Annotated in this window: 19 protein-coding genes; 16 read left to right on the forward strand and 3 right to left on the reverse strand. The window is 68.3% G+C overall.

Annotated features, from left to right (window positions below):
* Positions 1–23 precede the first annotated feature (23 nt).
* Positions 24–1,076, forward strand: coding sequence for a linear amide C-N hydrolase (locus tag ACEPA4_RS08950; protein ID WP_053499905.1), 1,053 nt, complete (start codon positions 24–26; stop codon positions 1,074–1,076).
* Here ACEPA4_RS08950 and ACEPA4_RS08955 read toward each other — a convergent pair.
* Positions 1,073–1,852 (reverse strand): DUF6491 family protein, encoded by a 780-nt coding sequence (locus ACEPA4_RS08955; protein ID WP_005416318.1) that lies wholly within the window; start codon positions 1,850–1,852, stop codon positions 1,073–1,075. The genes ACEPA4_RS08950 and ACEPA4_RS08955 overlap by 4 nt on opposite strands.
* An 81-nt stretch (positions 1,853–1,933) precedes the next feature.
* Between ACEPA4_RS08955 and ACEPA4_RS08960 the strand changes: the two genes are divergently transcribed.
* Both ACEPA4_RS08960 and ACEPA4_RS08965 read left to right on the forward strand, forming a co-directional pair.
* Positions 1,934–2,635: an AraC family transcriptional regulator gene (locus ACEPA4_RS08960; protein ID WP_065185003.1), complete on the forward strand. Its 702-nt coding sequence runs from the start codon at positions 1,934–1,936 to the stop codon at positions 2,633–2,635.
* A gap of 160 nt (positions 2,636–2,795) precedes the next feature.
* Positions 2,796–3,746: a DMT family transporter gene (locus tag ACEPA4_RS08965; RefSeq protein ID WP_005416320.1), complete on the forward strand. Its 951-nt coding sequence runs from the start codon at positions 2,796–2,798 to the stop codon at positions 3,744–3,746.
* Positions 3,747–3,755: 9 nt separating this feature from the next.
* Here the strand turns inward: ACEPA4_RS08965 and ACEPA4_RS08970 are convergent, their stop codons facing one another.
* Positions 3,756–4,079 carry a hypothetical protein gene (locus ACEPA4_RS08970; protein ID WP_204324508.1) on the reverse strand — a complete coding sequence of 108 codons (324 nt, stop codon included), beginning with the start codon at positions 4,077–4,079 and terminating at the stop codon, positions 3,756–3,758.
* Between the two features lie 27 nt (positions 4,080–4,106).
* Here ACEPA4_RS08970 and thrA point away from each other — a divergent pair, with 27 nt between their 5' ends.
* From thrA to thrC, 3 genes are read left to right on the forward strand one after another with little or no spacing between them, the layout of a single operon-like run.
* Positions 4,107–6,611 carry a bifunctional aspartate kinase/homoserine dehydrogenase I gene (thrA, locus tag ACEPA4_RS08975; RefSeq protein ID WP_262089651.1) on the forward strand — a complete coding sequence of 835 codons (2,505 nt, stop codon included), beginning with the start codon at positions 4,107–4,109 and terminating at the stop codon, positions 6,609–6,611.
* The gene (locus ACEPA4_RS08980; protein ID WP_065184999.1) at positions 6,608–7,522 is read left to right on the forward strand and encodes a homoserine kinase; all 915 of its coding nucleotides are present in this window, start codon (positions 6,608–6,610) and stop codon (positions 7,520–7,522) included. The genes thrA and ACEPA4_RS08980 overlap by 4 nt, the downstream gene beginning before the upstream one ends.
* A 29-nt stretch (positions 7,523–7,551) precedes the next feature.
* The gene (thrC, locus tag ACEPA4_RS08985; protein WP_171956011.1) at positions 7,552–8,838 is read left to right on the forward strand and encodes a threonine synthase; all 1,287 of its coding nucleotides are present in this window, start codon (positions 7,552–7,554) and stop codon (positions 8,836–8,838) included.
* A gap of 57 nt (positions 8,839–8,895) precedes the next feature.
* Here thrC and ACEPA4_RS08990 read toward each other — a convergent pair whose 3' ends face one another.
* Positions 8,896–9,648, reverse strand: a complete 753-nt coding sequence (locus ACEPA4_RS08990; protein WP_005416324.1) for a Crp/Fnr family transcriptional regulator — start codon at positions 9,646–9,648, stop codon at positions 8,896–8,898.
* Positions 9,649–9,775: 127 nt separating this feature from the next.
* On the opposite strand from ACEPA4_RS08990, the gene hisS reads away from it, so the two are divergent.
* The 10 genes from hisS to hisIE all read left to right on the forward strand — a co-directional run bounded on the left by hisS (position 9,776) and on the right by hisIE (position 18,995).
* Entirely contained in the window at positions 9,776–11,170 is a 1,395-nt protein-coding gene (hisS, locus tag ACEPA4_RS08995) for a histidine--tRNA ligase (RefSeq protein ID WP_065177574.1), read from the forward strand.
* Between the two features lie 407 nt (positions 11,171–11,577).
* Positions 11,578–11,886: a YerC/YecD family TrpR-related protein gene (locus ACEPA4_RS09000; RefSeq protein ID WP_111173367.1), complete on the forward strand. Its 309-nt coding sequence runs from the start codon at positions 11,578–11,580 to the stop codon at positions 11,884–11,886.
* A 34-nt stretch (positions 11,887–11,920) separates the two neighbouring features.
* Positions 11,921–12,832 carry an ATP phosphoribosyltransferase gene (gene hisG, locus ACEPA4_RS09005; RefSeq protein WP_053499888.1) on the forward strand — a complete coding sequence of 304 codons (912 nt, stop codon included), beginning with the start codon at positions 11,921–11,923 and terminating at the stop codon, positions 12,830–12,832.
* Positions 12,829–14,124: a histidinol dehydrogenase gene (hisD, locus tag ACEPA4_RS09010; RefSeq protein ID WP_235649546.1), complete on the forward strand. Its 1,296-nt coding sequence runs from the start codon at positions 12,829–12,831 to the stop codon at positions 14,122–14,124. The genes hisG and hisD overlap by 4 nt, the downstream gene beginning before the upstream one ends.
* Positions 14,121–15,215 (forward strand): histidinol-phosphate transaminase, encoded by a 1,095-nt coding sequence (gene hisC, locus ACEPA4_RS09015; protein ID WP_065184993.1) that lies wholly within the window; start codon positions 14,121–14,123, stop codon positions 15,213–15,215. Before hisD ends, hisC begins: the two co-directional genes overlap by 4 nt.
* Complete coding sequence (gene hisB / locus ACEPA4_RS09020; protein ID WP_053499882.1) at positions 15,212–16,285, forward strand: bifunctional histidinol-phosphatase/imidazoleglycerol-phosphate dehydratase HisB; 1,074 nt, start codon at positions 15,212–15,214, stop codon at positions 16,283–16,285. Before hisC ends, hisB begins: the two co-directional genes overlap by 4 nt.
* Positions 16,282–16,884 (forward strand): imidazole glycerol phosphate synthase subunit HisH, encoded by a 603-nt coding sequence (gene hisH / locus ACEPA4_RS09025; protein ID WP_139727031.1) that lies wholly within the window; start codon positions 16,282–16,284, stop codon positions 16,882–16,884. Before hisB ends, hisH begins: the two co-directional genes overlap by 4 nt.
* Positions 16,881–17,615 (forward strand): 1-(5-phosphoribosyl)-5-[(5-phosphoribosylamino)methylideneamino]imidazole-4-carboxamide isomerase, encoded by a 735-nt coding sequence (gene hisA / locus ACEPA4_RS09030; protein ID WP_065177580.1) that lies wholly within the window; start codon positions 16,881–16,883, stop codon positions 17,613–17,615. The genes hisH and hisA overlap by 4 nt, the downstream gene beginning before the upstream one ends.
* Positions 17,609–18,385 carry an imidazole glycerol phosphate synthase subunit HisF gene (hisF, locus tag ACEPA4_RS09035; protein WP_065184991.1) on the forward strand — a complete coding sequence of 259 codons (777 nt, stop codon included), beginning with the start codon at positions 17,609–17,611 and terminating at the stop codon, positions 18,383–18,385. The genes hisA and hisF overlap by 7 nt, the downstream gene beginning before the upstream one ends.
* Entirely contained in the window at positions 18,375–18,995 is a 621-nt protein-coding gene (gene hisIE / locus ACEPA4_RS09040; RefSeq protein WP_065184989.1) for a bifunctional phosphoribosyl-AMP cyclohydrolase/phosphoribosyl-ATP diphosphatase HisIE, read from the forward strand. Before hisF ends, hisIE begins: the two co-directional genes overlap by 11 nt.
* The last annotated feature ends 15 nt before the right edge of the window (positions 18,996–19,010 follow it).

The raw sequence follows: 19,010 nt of genomic DNA on the forward strand, positions 1-19,010 counted from the left end.
CACGGGGAAAGGAGTGCAACGACATGGCACGGATGAAGTGGAAGGAAAGGGCACTGCTGGCGGTCGCGCTGGCCGCCGCAGTGGCACCCGCGCTGGCCTGCACGCGCGCGGTCTACCTGGGCGACAACGGTGATGTGATCACCGCGCGCTCGATGGACTGGAAGGTCGATGTGGCGACCAACCTCTACGTGCTGCCGCGCGGCATCGCGCGCACTGGCCAGGCCGGGCCGAAGTCGCTGGCCTGGACGGCGCGCTACGGCTCGGTGGTGGCCACCGGTTATGACGTATCGACCACCGATGGCATGAACGAGAAGGGCCTGGTGGCCAACCTGCTGTGGCTGGTCGAATCGGAGTATCCGAAGCAGCGCGGCAACAAGCCGGGCCTGGCCATCTCACTATGGGCGCAGTATGTGCTGGACAACTTCGCCACCGTAGACGAAGCGGTCGCGGCGCTGCAGCGCGAGCCGTACTCGATCGTCACCGACAAGGTGCCGGGCGAAGACCGCCAGGCCACGCTGCACCTGTCGCTGTCAGATGCCAGTGGCGACAGTGCCATCGTCGAATACATCGGCGGTCGCCAGGTGATCCACCATGACCGGCGCTACCAGGTGATGACCAATTCACCGATCTTCGAGCAGCAGCTGGCACTCAACAGCTACTGGCAGCAGATCGGCGGCACGGTGATGCTGCCGGGTACCAACCGCTCAGCCGACCGTTTCGCGCGCGCCTCGTTCTACATCAACGCCATTCCCAAGTCCGAAGACCCGGTGGTGGCGCTGGCCAGCGTGTTCAGCGTGATCCGCAATACGTCGGTGCCCTACGGCATTACCACGCCGGGCGAGCCGAACATCTCCTCCACGCGCTGGCGTACCGTGGCCGACCACAAGCGGCGCTTGTACTTCTTCGAATCGGCATTGACCCCGAACACGTTCTGGGTCGACCTCAACAAAGTGGATTTCGGCGGCAAGGTGCTCAAGCTCGATCTCGGTCCGGACCAGCGCAATACCTTTTCCGGCGACGCGCTGGGCCACTTCGTGCCCAGCGCACCGTTCGCGTTCCTCGGCGTCGACGGTTAGTTCGACGCCTGGCTGGAAGCCGGATAGACCGCCTGGATCGTGCAGCCGCCGCGGGTGTACTGCGGCAGCGGCGCCAGGGCGTCGTTGCGCAGGTCACCATTCTCGAATCCGGCGGTGAGGATGCGATCGCCCGGATTGCCACAGATCAGGCCGTTCTGCATGCCGGAGTGGAAGCTCAGCTGTGGCGCACGGTCGAGCTGGCGGCAGTGGCTGCCAAGCTCCACGCGATAGTAGCGGTGACCCCCATTGCGATGCGGATTGGTCTCCACCAGCATGCCCTGCGGGTCGGACGACCACGCGCGCACGTTGCGCGTGGCAAAGCAGTATGACGGCGAACCACCGAAACTGCGGCGGATGTCCCTGCGCTCGCGGATGGTCAGGGCGGGCAGGGTGGCCATGCGCAGGCGGTCGCTGTCGCGGGCCACGCTGGCGTAGTCGCGATCCTGCACGGGGGTCACCGCGCTGATCGCGCAGCTGCGGCCATCGACCACCACACGCTCGCTGGGGCGACCGCAGGCCCAGCCGGCGGGTGCTTCAAGTTTCAGCGTGGTGGCACCGCGGACGCCGGGGCACTCTTCGCTGAAGTCGATCCGATAGGCCTGGCCCGAGGCGGCTCGCAGAGCGATTGAACGCGATGAAGCCTGCTCCACTTCCTGGACGCCGACCGCGTCCATGCAGTGCGGGGCCGGTGGCGTACGTTCCTGCGCGGAGGCCGAGGCGGTGAGCGCCAGGCCGAGGCTGGTGGCAAGCACCAGGGACAGCTGCTGATGGGTCATGACCTGCACTCCCTGCGTTGGATGACGGATCGACTATAGCAGCGGTTTGCACGGCCGTTGTTACACGCGCACACTGCCCGGATGGGCGCCATCTTCCATCTGCGGCACTACGGGCAGGCCACCGGCCTGGACCGCCATGACTACGCGCAGTGGGTGCTGCCGCTGCAGGGGGAACTGCAGTTCGAGATGGAAGGGCGCGGCGGCCGGCTGGACCTGCTGCAGGGGGCATTTGTCGCCGCCGGCGAAGCACATGACCAGATGGCGGACGGCCCCAATGGTTTCGTGATCGTTGATTGTCCTCCAGGCGTGCTGGATGACGGCACGCAGGAGCATCTGTGCCGCCAGCGCTGGCTGCATCTGCCGCTGGCGTTGCGGCAGCGCCTGGCCGCCGTGCAGGCAGGGCAGCCGATGCCGGCGTTGCTGCCGCAGTTGCTGCAGGTATTTGCACCGGCGGGCAGTGGCGCGCGCATGCAGGGCCTGTGCGCGGCGGTGCAGGCCGATCCCGGCCGGGCCTGGCCGGTTGCCCGGATGGCCGGAGTTGTCGGTGTCAGCGAGAGCCGGTTGCACACATTGTTCCAGCGCGAGTTCGGGCTGAGCCCGCAGGCCTGGCTCAGCGCGTGCCGCTTGCGTTGGGCCAAGCATCAGCTGCGCACCACTGCCGCGCCGATCAGCGATATCGCACTGGCCGCAGGCTATTCCGAACAGAGTGCACTGACCCGTGCGCTGCGCCGCGAATGTGGCCAGACCCCCGCTGCGTGGCGCAGGGGGCCGGCTGATCTGTAGAGCCGAGCCCACGCTCGGTTGCCCTTATCTGCACAACGGTGAATCGCAGCCGAGCATTGGCTCGGCTCTACAGAGGTGACAAGGCAGCAGCCTGGGTCAAGAGCGCCCAGCGGCCAGCGCTTACACTGCGCGGCCCGTTCCATCCGCCCGGACAATCCGAATGCGCAACAACCCGATGGCCGTGGGCATCGCCAATGGCGTGGCCGCTGGCGCACTGTGGGGCGTGGTCTTTCTCGCGCCTGCCGTGCTTCAGTCGTTCAATGCGTTGCAACTGTCCGCCGGCCGCTACCTGGTCTATGGCCTGATGGCAGTCGCCCTGCTGCTGCCGCGATGGAAGCGGCTGGCACCGCGGCTGGGCCGTGCCGAATGGATCGGCCTGCTGTGGCTGAGCCTGGCAGGCAACCTGGTGTATTTCCTGCTGCTGGCGACCGCCGTGCAGTGGGCCGGTGGCGCTGCAGCATCGCTGATCGTCGGCCTGATTCCGGTGGTGGTCACCCTCGTTGGCGTGCGCGAGCAGGGCGCTGTACCACTGAAACAGCTGCTGCCGGCACTGGGGCTGTGCGTGCTGGGGGTCGCCCTGGTGGGGTGGGAAGCGCTGATGTCCGAGCACCTGGCCACCCCGTGGCGGCAGCGCCTGATCGGGCTGCTGTGCGCGTTCGGTGCGCTGTTCTCGTGGGCGCTGTATTCGATCGGCAACAGCCGCTGGCTGGCGCGCAGGCCGGACCTGTCCAGCCATGACTGGTCGCTGCTGACCGGCGTCACCACCGGCGGCCTGGCCCTGCTGCTGGTGCCGATGGCCTTCATCGGGCACACCGGCAGCCATACGGCGGCGCAATGGAGCGGGTTCTGGGCGATCAGCGCCGGCGTGGCAGTGGTGGCCTCGATCCTCGGCAACGCATTCTGGAACCGTGCCAGCCGCCTGCTGCCACTGACCCTGACTGGCCAGATGATCGTGTTCGAGACCCTGTTCGCGCTGCTGTACGCCTTTGCATGGCAGCAGCGCTGGCCCTCGCTGCTGGAAGCGCTGGCAATCGTGTTCCTGGTGGCTGGCGTGATGCTGTGCGCGCATGCGCATCGCACACCACGGGCGATTGCCGAACATGCCGGCTGAATGCAGTCGTCAAGCGTGCTGATGCCGGCTTTGTCTCAGTTGCAACCAAATGTCGGCACGTTGGCCGATGATCGCTGCATCGGTTTTTTGCATCGCAGCACTTGACAGCGGCAGGGCGCACGGTGTTTTCTGTGCGCCATGGTCCTTGATGCCGCCCACGCCAGCCTGATCGCCCCCGCCATTGCGGGCCGTTCGACTGCGCCGGTCGCGACCATCACCACCATTACCACCACCACCGTCACCACTGCCCTGGTGCGGCCCGTCGTCTTCGTGTAACTCCCGAAAACCACGGCCCCGCACCCTACAGGTGGCGGGGAAACTCGACACCTGCATGCGACGGGGCCTCCTGCCGAGGTCTGCATGTCTTCCCACGCTCCCGCTCATTCCGTTGCCCCGGCCGACCTGGCTGCCCCGTTCACCGTCGTGCACAAGTTCGGCGGCACCTCGGTGGCCGATGCCGAACGCTATCGCCATGTGGGCGGCCTGCTGCTGGCCCGTCCTGAATCGCTGCAGGTCACTGTCGTCTCGGCGATGAAGGGCGTCACCGACGCGCTGATCGAACTGGCCCAGCTGGCGGCCAAGGGCGATCAAGGCTGGCGTGAGGCCTGGCATGCCCTGCGCGCACGCCATCGCGGCGCTGCCGTGGCGCTGCTGGGCGAGCAGGTGGGCGAGACGGTCGAATGGATCGACGCCCGCTTCGATCAGTTGGCCGAAGTGCTGGCCGCGCTGGCGGTGATCGGCGAGCTGCCGCGCGAGGTGCTGGACCGTGTGCAGGGCTTGGGCGAAGTGTTTTCCGCACAGCTGCTCGGCACGCATCTGCGCGCGCTGGGCGAAGACTGCGCGGTACTCGACGCGCGCGATGTGCTGGTGGTCGGGCATGGCGAACTCGGCGTGGATGTCGACTGGGAAGCCAGTGCCGACCGCCTGGCCAAGTGGCGCCTGCAGCATCCGCAGTCGCGCCTGGTTGCCACCGGATTCGTCGCACGCGATCGCGATGACCGCATCACCACCCTCGGCCGCAACGGCAGCGACTATTCCGGTGCGATCTTTGCCGCGCTGTTCAACGCTGACGAGCTGCACATCTGGACCGATGTCGATGGCGTGCTGTCGGCGGACCCACGGCTGGTGCCCGAGGCGGTGCAGCTGGAAGCGCTGAGCTACGACGAGGCCTGCGAACTGGCGTACTTCGGCGCCAAGGTGGTGCACCCGCAGACGATGTCGCCGGCGATCCGCCTCGGCCTGCCGATCTTCATCCGCAATACGTTCCAGCCGGCGCATCCGGGGACGCGGATCAGCGCCGAGCGCTCGCCGCGCGGGCCGGTGAAGGGCCTGACCCTGAGTCCCGGGCTGGCCCTGCTGAACCTGGAAGGCACCGGCCTGATCGGCGTGCCGGGTACCGCCGAGCGCGTGTTTGCCGCGCTGCGCCAGGCGCAGGTGTCGGTGGTGATGATCTCGCAGGGTTCCTCGGAACATTCAATCTGCTGCGTGGTGCGTGCTGCCGAAGCCGGCCGTGGCCGTGATGCACTGCTGCACGCATTTGCGCACGAGTTGTCAGCGGGACAGGTGCAGCGCGTACAGGTCAGTGAGGGCGTCAGCGTACTGGCCGCGGTCGGTGACGGCATGGCCGGGCAGCCAGGTGTGGCGGCGCGCCTGTTCGAGGCACTGGGGCGTGCGCAGGTGAACATCCTGGCGATTGCGCAGGGCTCGTCCGAGCGCAACATCTCGGTCGCCGTGGATAGCGCCGATGCCACCCGTGCGCTGCGCGCGGCGCATGCAGGCTTCTGGCTGTCGCCGCAGACCTTCGCGGTCGGTGTGATCGGGCCCGGCAACGTTGGCGCCGCACTGCTGGACCAGTTGCTGGCCGCGCGCCCGCAGCTGCTGGCCAAGGCCAATGTGGATCTTCGCCTGCGTGCGCTGGCCTCGCGTTCGCGCATGCGCCTGGAAGTGGACGGCCTGCACGCGGACTGGCGCGAGGCCCTGCGGGACGCGGGTGAATCCAGCGATCTTGATCGTTTCACCGAGCACCTGCTGGCTGCGCACCTGCCGCATGCGGTGGTGATCGACTGCAGTGGCAGTGCCGAGGTGGCCGAACGCTACGAGGGCTGGCTGGCGGCAGGCATCCATGTGGTCACCCCGAACAAACAGGCGGGCGCCGGGCCGCTGCCGCGCTACCAGCGCATCCGCGCCGCCGCAGCGGCCAGTGGTGCGCGCTTCCGCTACGAGGCCACGGTGGGCGCGGGCCTGCCGGTGATCACCACGCTGCGCGATCTGGTCGATACCGGTGACGAGGTGCTGACCATCGAGGGCATCTTCTCCGGCACGCTGGCCTGGCTGTTCAACCGCTTCGATGGCAGCCAGCCGTTCTCGCAGCTGGTCGCGCAGGCGCGGTCAATGGGCTATACCGAGCCGGACCCGCGCGATGATCTGTCCGGTGTGGACGTGGCACGCAAGCTGGTGATCCTTGCACGCGAGGCCGGTCACGCGCTCAGCCTGGAACAGGTACAGGTGGAAAGCCTGGTGCCGGCACTGCTGCGCGACGGCAGCGTGGATGACTTCATGGCGCGGCTGGGCGAGTCCGACGCCAGCTTGCTGCTGCGCCTGCAGGATGCGCGGGCGCGTGGCGCGGTGCTGCGCTACGTGGCACGGCTGGGCACCGACGGCGCCTCGGTGGGCCTGCAGGAACTGCCGGCCGACCATGCCTTCGCCAACCTGCGGCTGACCGACAACGTGGTGCAGTTCCGTACCCGCCGCTACTGCGACAACCCGCTGGTGGTGCAGGGACCGGGCGCTGGACCGGAAGTGACGGCGGCGGGCGTGTTCGCCGACCTGCTGCGGGTAGCCGCTGGCGAGGGAGCACGCCTGTGATCGCACGTGCATTTGCGCCCGCCTCGGTGGCCAATGTGGCGGTGGGCTTCGACATTCTGGGGCATGCCATTGCAGGCGTTGGCGATACGGTGAGCGTGCGGCGTATCGATGAGCCGGTGGTGCGCATCGAGGCGATCCGTGGCAGTGCGGTCGAACTTCCGCTGGAGGCGGCCGGAAACACGGCAGGTGCGGCGTTGATGTCGCTGCGCGCAGGGCTGGACCTGGACTTCGGCTTCGCGGTGGAGATCGACAAGGGCATTCCATTCGGCTCCGGCATGGGCGGCTCGGCAGCGTCGTGCGTCGCTGCGCTGGTTGCTGCCAACGCATTGCTGGATGCGCCACTCGCGCGCGAGGCGCTGTACCCGTTTGCGCTGGACGGCGAGGCCGTGGCCAGTGGGGGCCGCCATGGTGACAACGTGGGGCCGCTGCTGCTCGGCGGGCTGGCGTTGTGCACGGCCGACCGCCTGCTGCCGATCCCTGTGCCAGCCAGTTGGCACAGCCTGCTGGTGCACCCGCACGCGGTGCTGGAAACCCGTCTGGCACGCCAGGCGCTGCAAGGCAGCTATGCGCTGGGTGAATTCGTAGCGCAGAGTGCGAATCTTGCGCTGGTGCTCAGCGGCTGCCATCGCAGCGACGCGGCGCTGGTCCGCGCTGGCCTGCGCGATGTGCTGGTGGAGCCGCGACGGGCGGGACTGATCGGCGGCTTCGAGGCGGCTCGTGATGCGGCGTTGTCAGCCCGTGCAATGGGCGCAGGCATCTCCGGTGCCGGCCCCAGCGTGTTCGCCTGGTTCGAAGATGCCGACCAGGCCCACGCTGCCGCGGCGCCGGTGCAGGCGGCATTCGCTGCTGCCGGCTTCGACAGCGATGCCTGGGTGTCGCCGCTGGATGCGCCCGGAGCCCGGCTGTGCTGAATCCTTCTCCCTCTTTGGATACTGAACCCATGCAATTCGTTTCGACCCGCGGCCGGTCCCCGGCCGTTGGCCTCAGTGCGGCCATCGCTGCAGGCTTGGCGCCCGATGGTGGCCTGTACGTGCCCCAGGTACTGCCGGCGCCACGTGAGCTGGAAGCCGGTGCGACCCTGGCCGATACCGCTGCAGACCTGCTGGCACCGTTCTTCGCCGGAGATGCGCTGGAGGCCGGATTACCGTCGATCTGCCGCGAGGCGTTCGACTTCCCGGTGCCGCTGCGTGCGCTCGGCGACGGTGACCACGTGCTGGAACTGTTCCATGGGCCGACGGCGGCGTTCAAGGACATTGGTGCGCGTTTCCTGGCCGGTACGCTGTCGCGGCTGCAGGCCGGCAAGGACCGTGACCTGACCATCGTCGTCGCCACCTCTGGCGATACCGGCGCCGCCGTTGCCGCGGCCTTCCATCGCCAGCCAGGCGTACGCGTGGTGGTGCTGTATCCGGATGGCCGCGTGTCACCGCGCCAGGCGCACCAGCTCGGCTGCTTCGGTGACAACATCCAGGCGCTGCGCGTGGCCGGTGCCTTCGACGACTGCCAGGCCATGGTCAAGCAGGCGCTGGCCGACCGCGAACTGCAGGCACAGGTGCCGCTGAGCTCGGCCAACAGCATCAGCCTCGGTCGCCTGCTGCCGCAGATGAGCTACTACGCACATACGGCACTGAGCCACTACGCGTTGCATCGTCGCCGGCTCAACCTGGTGGTACCGACCGGCAACCTGGGCAACGCAATGGCCGCAGTGCTGGCGCGCGCGCTGGGCGTGCCGATCGGACAGATCGTGCTGGCCACCAATGCCAACGCCGTATTGCCGGCGTACTTCAACGGTGGCGAGTACCACCCGCAGGCCAGCGTGGCGACCGTGGCCAATGCAATGGACGTGGGTGCGCCAAGCAACTTCGAACGCCTGCGCTGGCTTTACCGGGGAGATGATGCGGAGCTGCGCGCTGCACTGCGTGCGTTCGCGGTGGATGATGTGACCATCCGCGCGACGATTGCGGCGGCCCATGCCAGCAGTGGCGAGCTGTTCTGCCCGCATACGGCTACGGCGGTGAAGGTGCTGCAGGACCTGCGCGCACGTGGTGCCAAGGGCGACTGGGCGGTGGTGGCCACCGCGCATCCGGCCAAGTTCGAGGCCGTGGTCGAGCCGTTGATCGGCGAACCTGTGGCCGTGCCACCGGCATTGGATGCGTTGTTGCAACGGGCGGCGCACGCCGAACCGTTGGCCGCCGATTACGCGGCGTTGCGCGAGGTGTTGTTGCGTTGATCGGAGATGGATGGGATTGCCGGCCGCTGGCCGGCAATCCCAGCAACCGCAGTGCGGTCAGATCAACCCTTCACCGGCCAGCGTGCGCAGCCCGTCCTCGTCGAGGATCTCCACTACGTTCAGGTGGGGCAGGGCAATCAGCCCTTGCTGGCGCAGCTTGGTGAAGGTGCGGCTGACCGTTTCCATGGTCAGACCCAGATGGTCGGCGATGTCGCCTCGGCCCATCGGCAGCGACACGCGCAGGCCGTCGCCGCCCAGCCTGGCTTCACGCGCGGCCAGGCGCAGCAGGAAATCAGCCAGCTTCTCGGCCGGCTGCAGGCGTGCCAGCGCCAGTGCAGCGTCCTGCGCGGCATCCAGTTCCTGGCAGGCACGCTGCAGCAGCTTGCGCTCCAGGTGCGGGAAGCGGCTGCGGAGCGCCTTCATCTGTGGCAGCGCGACGCGGCAGACACGGCTGTCGGCGATGGCTTCGATGTCGTAGCGGTGATGGTCGCTGCCGCTCAGGCCCAGGTAGTCGCCGGGCAGCACGAAGCCGTTGATCTGGCGGCGGCCGTCGGCCAGGGTGCGTACCAGGCGCAGTGCGCCGGCAGTCAATGTATAGACATGGTCGCGTTCTTCACCCGTGCGGGCCAGCGTGCTGCCCATGCTGACCTGCTGCGAAACGGTGACCTGTTCCAGCGCCTGCACTTCATCGGGCGACAGCGCCGAGCACACCGCAAGGTGGCGAACCGAGCAGTGCAGGCAGTCCAGCGTGGTGCAGGACGGCGAGGCGGGATCGTTGGTGGCGGGCGGAGCGCCGGAAGGCCGTGACATGTTGCGGGGGCGTATCGCGGGCGGGGGAGGGCCTTATGATACTTCAAGCGGCCGTTCGACCCTGCCCGAGGCGGGGGCGCTAGAATGTCGCCCCCTCCCACGTCCCGTTCCAGCAGGAGTTCCGCCCGTGATCAAGCCCCGTACCCCGCCCGGCACCCTTGAACTGCTGCCGCGCGAGCAGATTGCGTTCCAGCGCATGCTGGACGTGATCCGCCGCAACTACGAGCGCTTCGGGTTCCTGCCGGTGGAGACGCCGGTGTTCGAGCTGTCCGACGTGCTGCTGACCAAGTCCGGCGGCGAGACCGAGCGCCAGGTGTACTTCGTGCAATCCACCGGTGCGCTGGCCAATGCGGCCGAATCGGGCGACCGTTCGCTGCCGGAAATGGCGCTGCGCTTCGACCTGACCGTGCCGCTGGCACGCTACGTGGCCGAGCACGAACACGAACTCACCTTCCCGTTCCGTCGCTACCAGATGCAGCGCGTGTACCGCGGCGAGCGTGCCCAGCGCGGCCGTTTCCGCGAGTTCTACCAGTGCGACATCGACGTGATCGGCAAGGACAGCCTGAGCGTTCGCTATGATGCCGAAGTTCTGGCGGTCATCCACGCCGTGTTCTCGGAACTGCGCATCGGTGACTTCAGCATCCAGCTGAACAACCGCAAGCTCATGCGCGGCTTCTTCGAGAGCCTGGGCGTGGCCGAAGGCGAGCGCCAGCTGGCGGTGCTGCGTGAAGTGGATAAGCTGGACAAGCGCGGCGCCGATTACGTGCGCGAGACGCTGGTGGGCGAGGGCTTCAACATCCCGGGCGAGCAGGTCGAGAAGATCCTGGCCTTTGTGGCCGTGCGTTCGCAGGGCCATGCCGATGCGCTGGCGCAGCTGGCAACGCTTGAAGCCGACGCCGGTTCTTCGGAGATCCTGCGTACCGGCGTGGCCGAACTGCGCGAAGTGCTGCAGCTGGTGCAGGCGCTGGGCGTGCCGGAAACCGCGTACTGCCTGAACTTCTCCATTGCGCGCGGCCTGGACTACTACACCGGCACCGTCTACGAGACAACGTTGACCGACCACCCGCAGATCGGCTCGATCTGCTCGGGCGGCCGCTACGAAGACCTGGCCAGCCACTACAGCAAGTCCAAGTTGCCGGGCGTGGGCATTTCCATCGGCCTGTCGCGCCTGTTCTGGCAGCTGCGCGAGGCCGGCCTGATCGATGGCATCGAGGCCAGCAGCGTGCAGGCGCTGGTGGCGCTGATGGACGAGCAGGGCATGCCGCAGTCGCTGGACATCGCGCGCCGCCTGCGCGCCGGTGGCATCAACACCGAAGTGCAGATGGAGCCGAAGAAGATCGGCAAGCAGTTCCAGTACGCGGCCAAGGCGGGCATCCGCTTCGTGGTGCTGGCCGGTGAGGACGAGCTGGCGCGGGGCGTGGTGGCGGTGAAGGACCTGCTGCGCGAGCAGCAGTTCGAAGTGTCGCGCGATGAGCTGGCGAGCACCCTGCAGGTGGAGCTGGAGCAGTCGAAGGTGATGTAACGGCCGGTTGGCCGCATGCCAACACGCCACGAAAACGCCCACCACCCGGTGGGCGTTTTCGTTTCCGGGCCGCGTTCCGGGGTCAGAGCCGTTTTCCTTCAGAAAACGGATCCGACCCCTTGCTGTTCCAACAGCTCGCAGGAAACTGTCGACGGCGGGGTGGGTCCGGAGGCAGGGGTGTCCGCGGCATGGATGCCGCGGCCAAGCCCCCATGGACGGATTTACGGCGTCCCCTGCCACCGGACCCACCCCGCCAACCCTCAGCCATCCAGCATTTGACGTCGCTTCGGCATCTAGCGGGTGCAGGGCAGCAGCCTTGCCGCCCCCTCAACCCCCGATTTGACGCACTGCGCAAGAATGCGCTAATGTACTAACGCGCTATTACATTGATGCATGGAAACGACCCCGTGAAAGCCCGCCCCGAGATTGCCGCCAAAGACCCGAAGGCCGACCTGGAAGCCTTGGCCCTGGCCTTTGCCGCCCTGCGCGAGCCGGAGGAGGTGGAAGCCTTCCTGCGCGACCTGTGCACTCCGGCCGAACTGGAAGCCATGGCCGACCGCTGGAAGGTGGTGCCGTTGCTGCAGCAGGGCGTGCCGTACCGCGAGATCCACGAGCGCACCGGGGTCAGCGTGACCACCACCGGACGGGTGGCGCGCACGCTCGAGCACGGCCATCGAGGCTATGCCGCTGCCATCGACCGCCTTGCTTCGCGCTGATCCGCGCCCCGTTCCGAACTTCGAGACCTCCCCCATGAGTGCAACCCAGGCAGCGCCGGCACGAGACCGGCTGCGTATCGCCATCCAGAAGAGTGGCCGGCTGGCCGAGCCCGCCCGTAACCTGCTCAGCGCCTGTGGCCTGAGCTGGCGCGAAAGCCGCGACAAGCTGTTCTGCTACGGCGAATCGCTGCCGGTGGACCTGCTGCTGGTGCGCGACGACGACATCCCCGGCCTGATCGCCGACGGCGTCTGCGACCTCGGCATCGTCGGCCGCAACGAGCTGGACGAACAGGCCGCGGCACGCCGCCAGGTCGGCCTGCCGGACGCCTATCAGGCGCTGCGCGGGCTGGGCTTCGGCCAGTGCCGGCTGATGCTGGCGGTGCCGGAGGAATGGCAGTGGCAGGGTCCGGCGCAGCTGGCCGGCACCCGCATCGCCACCAGCTACCCGGCCATCCTCACGCAGTGGCTGGCCGAGCAGGGAGTGGACGCACAGGTGGTCGAGCTGTCCGGTTCGGTGGAAATCGCCCCGCGCCTGGGCACCGCCGACCTGATCTGCGATCTGGTGTCCAGCGGCGCCACCCTGCGCGCCAATCAGCTGACCCCGGTGCACAACCTGCTCGACAGCGAGGCGGTGCTGGCCGGTGCAGTACGGGTGCCCGATGATGCACGTGCATCGCTGCGCGCGATGCTGCTGCGCCGCCTCGATGGCGTGGTGCAGCGCCAGGACCGCAAGCTGCTGATGTTCCGCGCCAGCGAGGATCGCGTCGACGCGCTGGCGCAGTTGCTGGCCGATGCCGAGCCGCTGGTGCGGTTGCCGGCCGATGGCGGTGCGCTGCGCCTGCAGACCATGTGCCCCGGCCCGCTGAGCTGGCAGCGCATGGAAGAACTCGAGCGCGCGGGTGCGCAGGGCCTCATGGTACTGAGCGTGGAGCGGTCGCTGGCATGAACCGTCTGATCTGGTCCCAACTTGATGAGGCCGCGCGCAGCGCGGCATTGACCCGCCCGGTGCAGACCGTGGCGCAGCAGACCCGCGATGCCGTGACGGCCCTGATCGCGCAGGTGCGTGCACAGGGCGACGGTGCGCTGCGTGCGATCACCGCGCGCTTCGATGGTGTCGAGCTGGCCTCGTTTGAAGTCTCCGAAGCCGAATTCGCCGCTGCTGAAGCGGCCGTGCCCGCCGAACTGCGCCAGGCGATGGTGGACGCCGCCGAGCGCATCGCGCGCTTCCACGCCGCCGGCATGGGTAAAGGCTATGCAGTTGAAACCGCGCCGGGCGTGGTCTGCGAACGCATGCTGCGCCCGATCGGCCGGGTGGGCCTGTACGTACCTGCTGGCAGCGCGCCATTGCCGTCCACCGCGTTGATGCTGGGCGTTCCGGCGCAGTTGGCCGGTTGCCCGCAGGTGGTGCTGTGCACGCCGCCGCGCGCCGACGGCAGCGCCGATCCGGCAGTGCTGGTAGCCGCGCGCCTGACCGGCGTGCAGCGCGCGTTCAAGTTGGGCGGCGCGCAGGCGATCGCCGCGATGGCCTATGGCACCGCCAGCGTTCCGGCCTGCGACAAGCTGTTCGGGCCCGGCAACAGCTTCGTCACCGAAGCCAAGCAGCAGGTCGCGCAGGATGGCGTCGCCGCCATCGATATGCCGGCCGGTCCCTCCGAAGTGCTGGTGATTGCCGATGCTGGCGCCAATCCGGCGTTCGTCGCCGCCGACCTGCTGTCGCAGGCCGAGCACGGCCCGGATTCACAGGTGCTGCTGTTGACCGACGATGCCGCGATGCTGGCCGCGGTCGAGGTTGAGGTCGAGCGCCAGGTGGCCCTGCTGCCGCGCCAGCAGATTGCGCGGCAGGCGCTGTCAGCGTCGCGCCTGATCCAGGTTGATTCGTTGGACGAGGCCTTCGCGATCAGCAACCGCTATGCGCCCGAACACCTGATCCTGGCGCTGCGTGAACCGCGCGATTGGCTGGACAAGGTGCAGGCGGCCGGCTCGGTGTTCCTCGGCGACTACACCCCCGAAGCACTGGGTGACTACTGCAGCGGCACCAACCACGTGCTGCCCACCGCCGGCGCCGCGCGTGCTTACAGCGGCGTGAGCGTTGCCAGCTTCCAGAACCTGATCAGCGTGCAGAGCGCCAGTGCCGCCGGCCTGGCCGCGATCGGCGGCTGCGCGCGCATCATCGCCAGCGCCGAAGGCCTGGATGCCCACGAGCGTGCGGTGGCATTGCGCATGGAGGTGGCGGCATGAGCGCGGCTGTCGAGGAGGTGCTGGCGCTGGTGCGTCCGGATCTGCAGGCGTTCGCCGGCTACAGCTCGGCACGCAGCGCAGCGGTGCAGGGCGAGGTCTGGTTGAACGCCAACGAGTCCGCCTGGGCCAATACGGCCGACGCGGCTGGCAGCAGCCGGCGCTATCCGGAGCCGCAACCGTTGGCGTTGCGCGAAGGCTTGGCGGCGCTGTACGGCGTGACGCCACAGCAGCTGCTGGTCGGCCGCGGCAGCGACGAGGCCATTGATCTGCTGGTGCGCGCGCTGTGCGTGCCGGGCCGCGACGGCGTGGTGGTCACGCCGCCGGTGTTCGGCATGTACGCCGTCTGCGCACGCCTGCAGGGCGCCGCATTGATTGAAGTGCCGCTGGTGGACAGCGAAGATGGCCTGCGTGCCGATCTGGATGCGGTGGTCGACGCGGCCAAGGCGCAAGGTGCCAAGCTGGTGTTCCTGTGCGCCCCGTCGAACCCGGCCGGCAGTGACATCGCCCTGGACGAAGTCGAGCGGGTGGTGGTTGCGCTGCGCGGGCAAGCACTGGTGGTGGTGGACGAGGCCTATGTCGAGTACGCGCAGCGTCCGTCGGCGACCACGCTGCTGGCCGCGAACCCGAATCTGGCGGTGCTGCGCACGCTGTCGAAGGCGCACGCTCTTGCCGCCGCCCGCGTTGGCACCCTGATCGCCGCCCCGGAGCTGATTGCCGTGCTGCGCCGCTGCCAGGCGCCGTACCCGGTGCCGACGCCATGCACGGAACTGGCGGTGCAGGCGCTGCAACCCGCCGCGCTGACCATCACCGCCGAGCGCGTAGCCACGGTGATTGCCGAGCGCGAACGCCTGCGCGAGGCGCTGCCGGGCCTGCCCGGCGTGCGTCGCGTCTACCGCTCATCCGGCAACTACCTGCTGGTTCGCTTCGCCGATGCCCAGGCCGCGTTCGATACGCTGCTGGCTGTGGGCGTGGTGGTGCGCGACCAGCGCGCCGCGCCGCAGTTGGGTGATGCACTGCGCATCAGTATCGGCAGTCCCGAAGAGAACGACCGCGTGCTTGCGGCCCTGTCGGCGCGGAGGGCCGCAGCATGACCCCGATCCTGTTCATCGACCGCGACGGTACCCTCATCGAGGAGCCGTCCGACTTCCAGATCGACGCCTACGAGAAGCTGCGCTTCGTGCCGCAGGTGATCCCGGCGCTGCTGAAGCTGCGTGATGCCGGCTACCAGTTCGTGATCGTCACCAACCAGGATGGCCTGGGCAGCGACAGCTACCCACGCGCCAGCTTCGATGGCCCCAACGACCTGATGCTGCAGATCTTCGAGAGCCAGGGCATCACCTTCCGTGACGTGCTGATCGACTGCAGTTGGCCGCAGGACAACGCGCCCACGCGCAAGCCGGGCATCGGCCTGATGACCGCCTACCTGCAGGACCGCAGCATCGACTGGGCGCGTTCGGGCATGGTGGGGGACCGTATCACCGACCTGCAGTTCGCCGACAACCTCAACATCCGTGGCTTCCAGCTGCGCACCGAACAGTTCGGTGGCGAGTGGAACTGGCCGGGCATCGCCCATGCGCTGGCCGACGCGCCGCGTACTGCCGTGGTCCAGCGCAACACCAAGGAGACGAAGATCCGCGTTGAACTCGATCTGGACCGTGCCGGTGATGCGCGCATCGCCACCGGACTGCCCTTCTTCGACCACATGCTGGAACAGATCGGCAAGCACGGCGGGTTCGCGCTGGACATCCAGGCCGAGGGCGACCTGCACATCGACGAGCACCACACCATCGAGGACACCGGGCTGGCGCTGGGTCAGGCCCTGCGCGAGGCGCTGGGCGACAAGCGCGGCATCGGCCGCTACGGCTTCACCCTGCCGATGGACGAGACCCTGGCCAGCGCTGCGCTGGACTTCAGCGGCCGCCCGTACTTCGTGTTCGAGGGCGAGTTCAAGCGCGAGCGGGTGGGCGACATGCCGACCGAGCTGGTGCCGCACTTCTTCCGTTCGCTGTGCGATGCCAGTGGCCTGAACCTCAACCTGCAGGTACGCGGCGACAACGATCACCACAAGGTGGAGGCCTGCTTCAAGGCGCTGGCGCGCGCACTGCGCCCGGCGCTGGCCCGGCAGGGCACGGCACTGCCGAGCACCAAGGGGGCATTGTGAGCGACGTCGCGCTGATCGATGCCGGTGGTGCCAACCTGGGCTCGGTGCGCTACGCACTGGAGCGCCTCGGCGCGACGGTGCGGCTGGTGCGCGATGCGGACGAACTGGTGGGTGCGCAGCGGGTGATCCTGCCCGGTGTCGGCGCCGCCGGTCCCGGCATGCAGCGCCTGCACGCGCAGGGCCTGGTGGAGCCGTTGCAGCGGCTGGAGGTGCCGCTGATGGGCATCTGCCTTGGCATGCAGCTGCTGTTCGAACGCTCCGAGGAAGCGGGTGTGGAGACACTGGGACTGATTCCGGGCGTGGTGCGCAAGCTGGTGCCGGCCTGTGGCATCCGCGTGCCGCACATGGGCTGGAACCGCCTGCTGCCGCTACGTGAGTCGGTGCTGTTGCAGGGTGTGCCGGAGCGCGCCAGCGCCTACTTCGTGCACAGCTATGCGGCGCCGCTGAATGCCCACACCGTCGCGGCGTGCGACCACGGTGGGCTGTTCACTGCCGTGGTGGAGCAGGGGCGCTACTACGGCGCGCAGTTCCATCCCGAGCGCTCCGGCGAGACCGGCTCGCTGATGCTGCGCAACTTCCTTGAGGGCACTGCTGCATGAGTTTCATCGTCTACCCCGCGCTGGATATCCGCGATGACCGCGTGGTGCGGCTGCGCCAGGGCGACTACGCGCAGGAAACCTCCTACGGCGACGATCCGCTGCCGCGCGCGCAGGCCTTCGCCGCACAGGGCGCGCAGTGGATGCATCTGGTCGACCTGGATGCTGCACGCGCAGGTGGCTATACGCTGGCACCGCTGCTGGCGGCGATCCGCGCGCAGACGCCGCTGCAGGTGCAGACCGGTGGTGGCGTGCGTGGCCGCGACGATGTGGCGCGCATGCTTGATGCTGGCGCCGGCCGCGTGGTGGTCGGCTCGCTGGCGGTGCGCCGCCCCGATGAAGTGGTCGGCTGGCTGGAGGAATTTGGCGCCGAGCGCATCACGATTGCGCTGGACGCGCGCCAGGACGCACAGGGGCAGTGGCAGCTGCCGGTGCACGGCTGGACCGAGAACGCCGGGGTGACCCTGGATGACCTGGCCCAGCGCTACGCGCGCGCCGGCATGCGCCACCTCTTGTGCACCGACATCGCCCGCGACGGCATGCTGGCCGGGCCCAATATCGGCCTCTACCAGCACCTGTCGGCATTGCTGCCGGGGGTGGCGGTGCAGGCGTCCGGCGGCATCCGTGACGTGGCCGATGTGGCCGAGGCGCGTGCCGCTGGCTGCGGTGGTGCGATTCTCGGCAAGGCACTGCTGGAGCAGCGCATGGACCTGGCGGAGGCGCTGGCATGTTGAGCCGCCGCATCATTCCCTGCCTTGACGTGCGCGATGGCCGCGTGGTGAAGGGCGTGCGCTTCCGCGATCACGTCGACATGGGCGACATCGCCGAGCTGGCGCAGCGCTACCGCGACCAAGGTGCCGACGAGTTGGTGTTCTATGACATCGGCGCCAGCCCCGAGGCGCGTTCGGTGGACGTGGCGTGGATCGAGCGCATCGCGCGCCTGATCGACATTCCGTTCTGCGTGGCCGGTGGCATCGACAGCGTGGAAGCCGCGCGTCGCGTGTTGTTCGCCGGTGCCGACAAGGTGTCGATCAACTCTCCCGCGCTGGGCCGCCCGGAACTGATCACTGAACTGGCCGACGAGTTCGGCGTGCAGTGCGTGGTGGTGGGCGTCGACTCGGTACGTGAAGCGGACGGCCAGTGGCGTGTGCGCCGTTTCAGTGGCGACCCGGACAAGACCCAGGCGGTACCGCTGCGTACCCTGGACTGGATCGTCGAAGCTCAACGGCGTGGCGCTGGCGAGATCGTGCTGAACTGCATGGACAGCGACGGTGTGCGCCGTGGCTACGATGTCGTGCAGCTGCAGCAGGCGCGGGCACTGTGCCAGGTGCCACTGATCGCCTCCGGTGGCGCCGGTGCGATGGAGCACTTCGCCGAAGCCTTTGATCAGGCCGACGTCGATGGTGCGCTGGCGGCGAGCGTGTTCCACAGCGGCGCCATCGCCATTCCAGAATTGAAGCGCTACCTGCGCGGACAGCAGATCGAGGTGCGGGATGTCTATTGAAGTCAGGCCTTCGTTGGACGCATTGCAGGCACTGGACTGGGGCAAGGGTGACGGCTTGCTGCCGGCCGTGGTGCAGGATGCCGATACGCTGCAGGTGCTGATGCTGGGCTATGTCAGCGCCGAATCGCTGGCGGCCACGCTGGCCATCGGCCACATGACCTTCTTCAGCCGCAGCAAGCAGCGGTTGTGGACCAAGGGCGAGCAGTCCGGCAACGTCCTGGCGGTGCAATCGATCAGTGTCGACTGCGATGCCGACACGCTGCTGGTGACGGCACGCCCGGCGGGGCCAACCTGCCACACGGGTGCGGAGAGCTGTTTCGACCAGGCGCCGAAGGACTTCCTGGGCGGGCTGGACCAGTTGGTCGCGATGCGTGAGGCGCAGCGCCCGCCGGGCAGCTATACGACCAGCCTGTTCGAGGGCGGCATCCGCCGCATCGCACAGAAGGTGGGTGAGGAGGGGGTGGAGACCGCTCTGGCTGCGGTTGCGCAGGATGACGAGGCGCTGCTCGGTGAGGCTTCGGACCTGCTGTACCACCTGCTGGTACTGCTGCGCGCGCGCGGTCTGTCGCTGGACGATGCGCGGGCGGTGCTGGAAAAACGCCATCGTTGAAGCGTGGTAGTGCCG

This window comes from Stenotrophomonas sp. P2112, assembly GCF_041897515.1.
GTDB lineage: Bacteria > Pseudomonadota > Gammaproteobacteria > Xanthomonadales > Xanthomonadaceae > Stenotrophomonas > Stenotrophomonas sepilia.

Coding starts and splice junctions, on each gene's coding strand:
- ACEPA4_RS08950 (WP_053499905.1), top strand. CDS start 24: ATGGCACGGATGAAGTGGAAGGAAAGGGCACTGCTGGCGGTCGCGCTG.
- ACEPA4_RS08955 (WP_005416318.1), bottom strand. CDS start 1,852: ATGACCCATCAGCAGCTGTCCCTGGTGCTTGCCACCAGCCTCGGCCTG.
- ACEPA4_RS08960 (WP_065185003.1), top strand. CDS start 1,934: ATGGGCGCCATCTTCCATCTGCGGCACTACGGGCAGGCCACCGGCCTG.
- ACEPA4_RS08965 (WP_005416320.1), top strand. CDS start 2,796: ATGCGCAACAACCCGATGGCCGTGGGCATCGCCAATGGCGTGGCCGCT.
- ACEPA4_RS08970 (WP_204324508.1), bottom strand. CDS start 4,079: ATGCAGGTGTCGAGTTTCCCCGCCACCTGTAGGGTGCGGGGCCGTGGT.
- thrA (WP_262089651.1), top strand. CDS start 4,107: ATGTCTTCCCACGCTCCCGCTCATTCCGTTGCCCCGGCCGACCTGGCT.
- thrC (WP_171956011.1), top strand. CDS start 7,552: ATGCAATTCGTTTCGACCCGCGGCCGGTCCCCGGCCGTTGGCCTCAGT.
- ACEPA4_RS08990 (WP_005416324.1), bottom strand. CDS start 9,648: ATGTCACGGCCTTCCGGCGCTCCGCCCGCCACCAACGATCCCGCCTCG.
- hisG (WP_053499888.1), top strand. CDS start 11,921: ATGAGTGCAACCCAGGCAGCGCCGGCACGAGACCGGCTGCGTATCGCC.
- hisD (WP_235649546.1), top strand. CDS start 12,829: ATGAACCGTCTGATCTGGTCCCAACTTGATGAGGCCGCGCGCAGCGCG.
- hisC (WP_065184993.1), top strand. CDS start 14,121: ATGAGCGCGGCTGTCGAGGAGGTGCTGGCGCTGGTGCGTCCGGATCTG.
- hisB (WP_053499882.1), top strand. CDS start 15,212: ATGACCCCGATCCTGTTCATCGACCGCGACGGTACCCTCATCGAGGAG.
- hisA (WP_065177580.1), top strand. CDS start 16,881: ATGAGTTTCATCGTCTACCCCGCGCTGGATATCCGCGATGACCGCGTG.
- hisF (WP_065184991.1), top strand. CDS start 17,609: ATGTTGAGCCGCCGCATCATTCCCTGCCTTGACGTGCGCGATGGCCGC.
- hisIE (WP_065184989.1), top strand. CDS start 18,375: ATGTCTATTGAAGTCAGGCCTTCGTTGGACGCATTGCAGGCACTGGAC.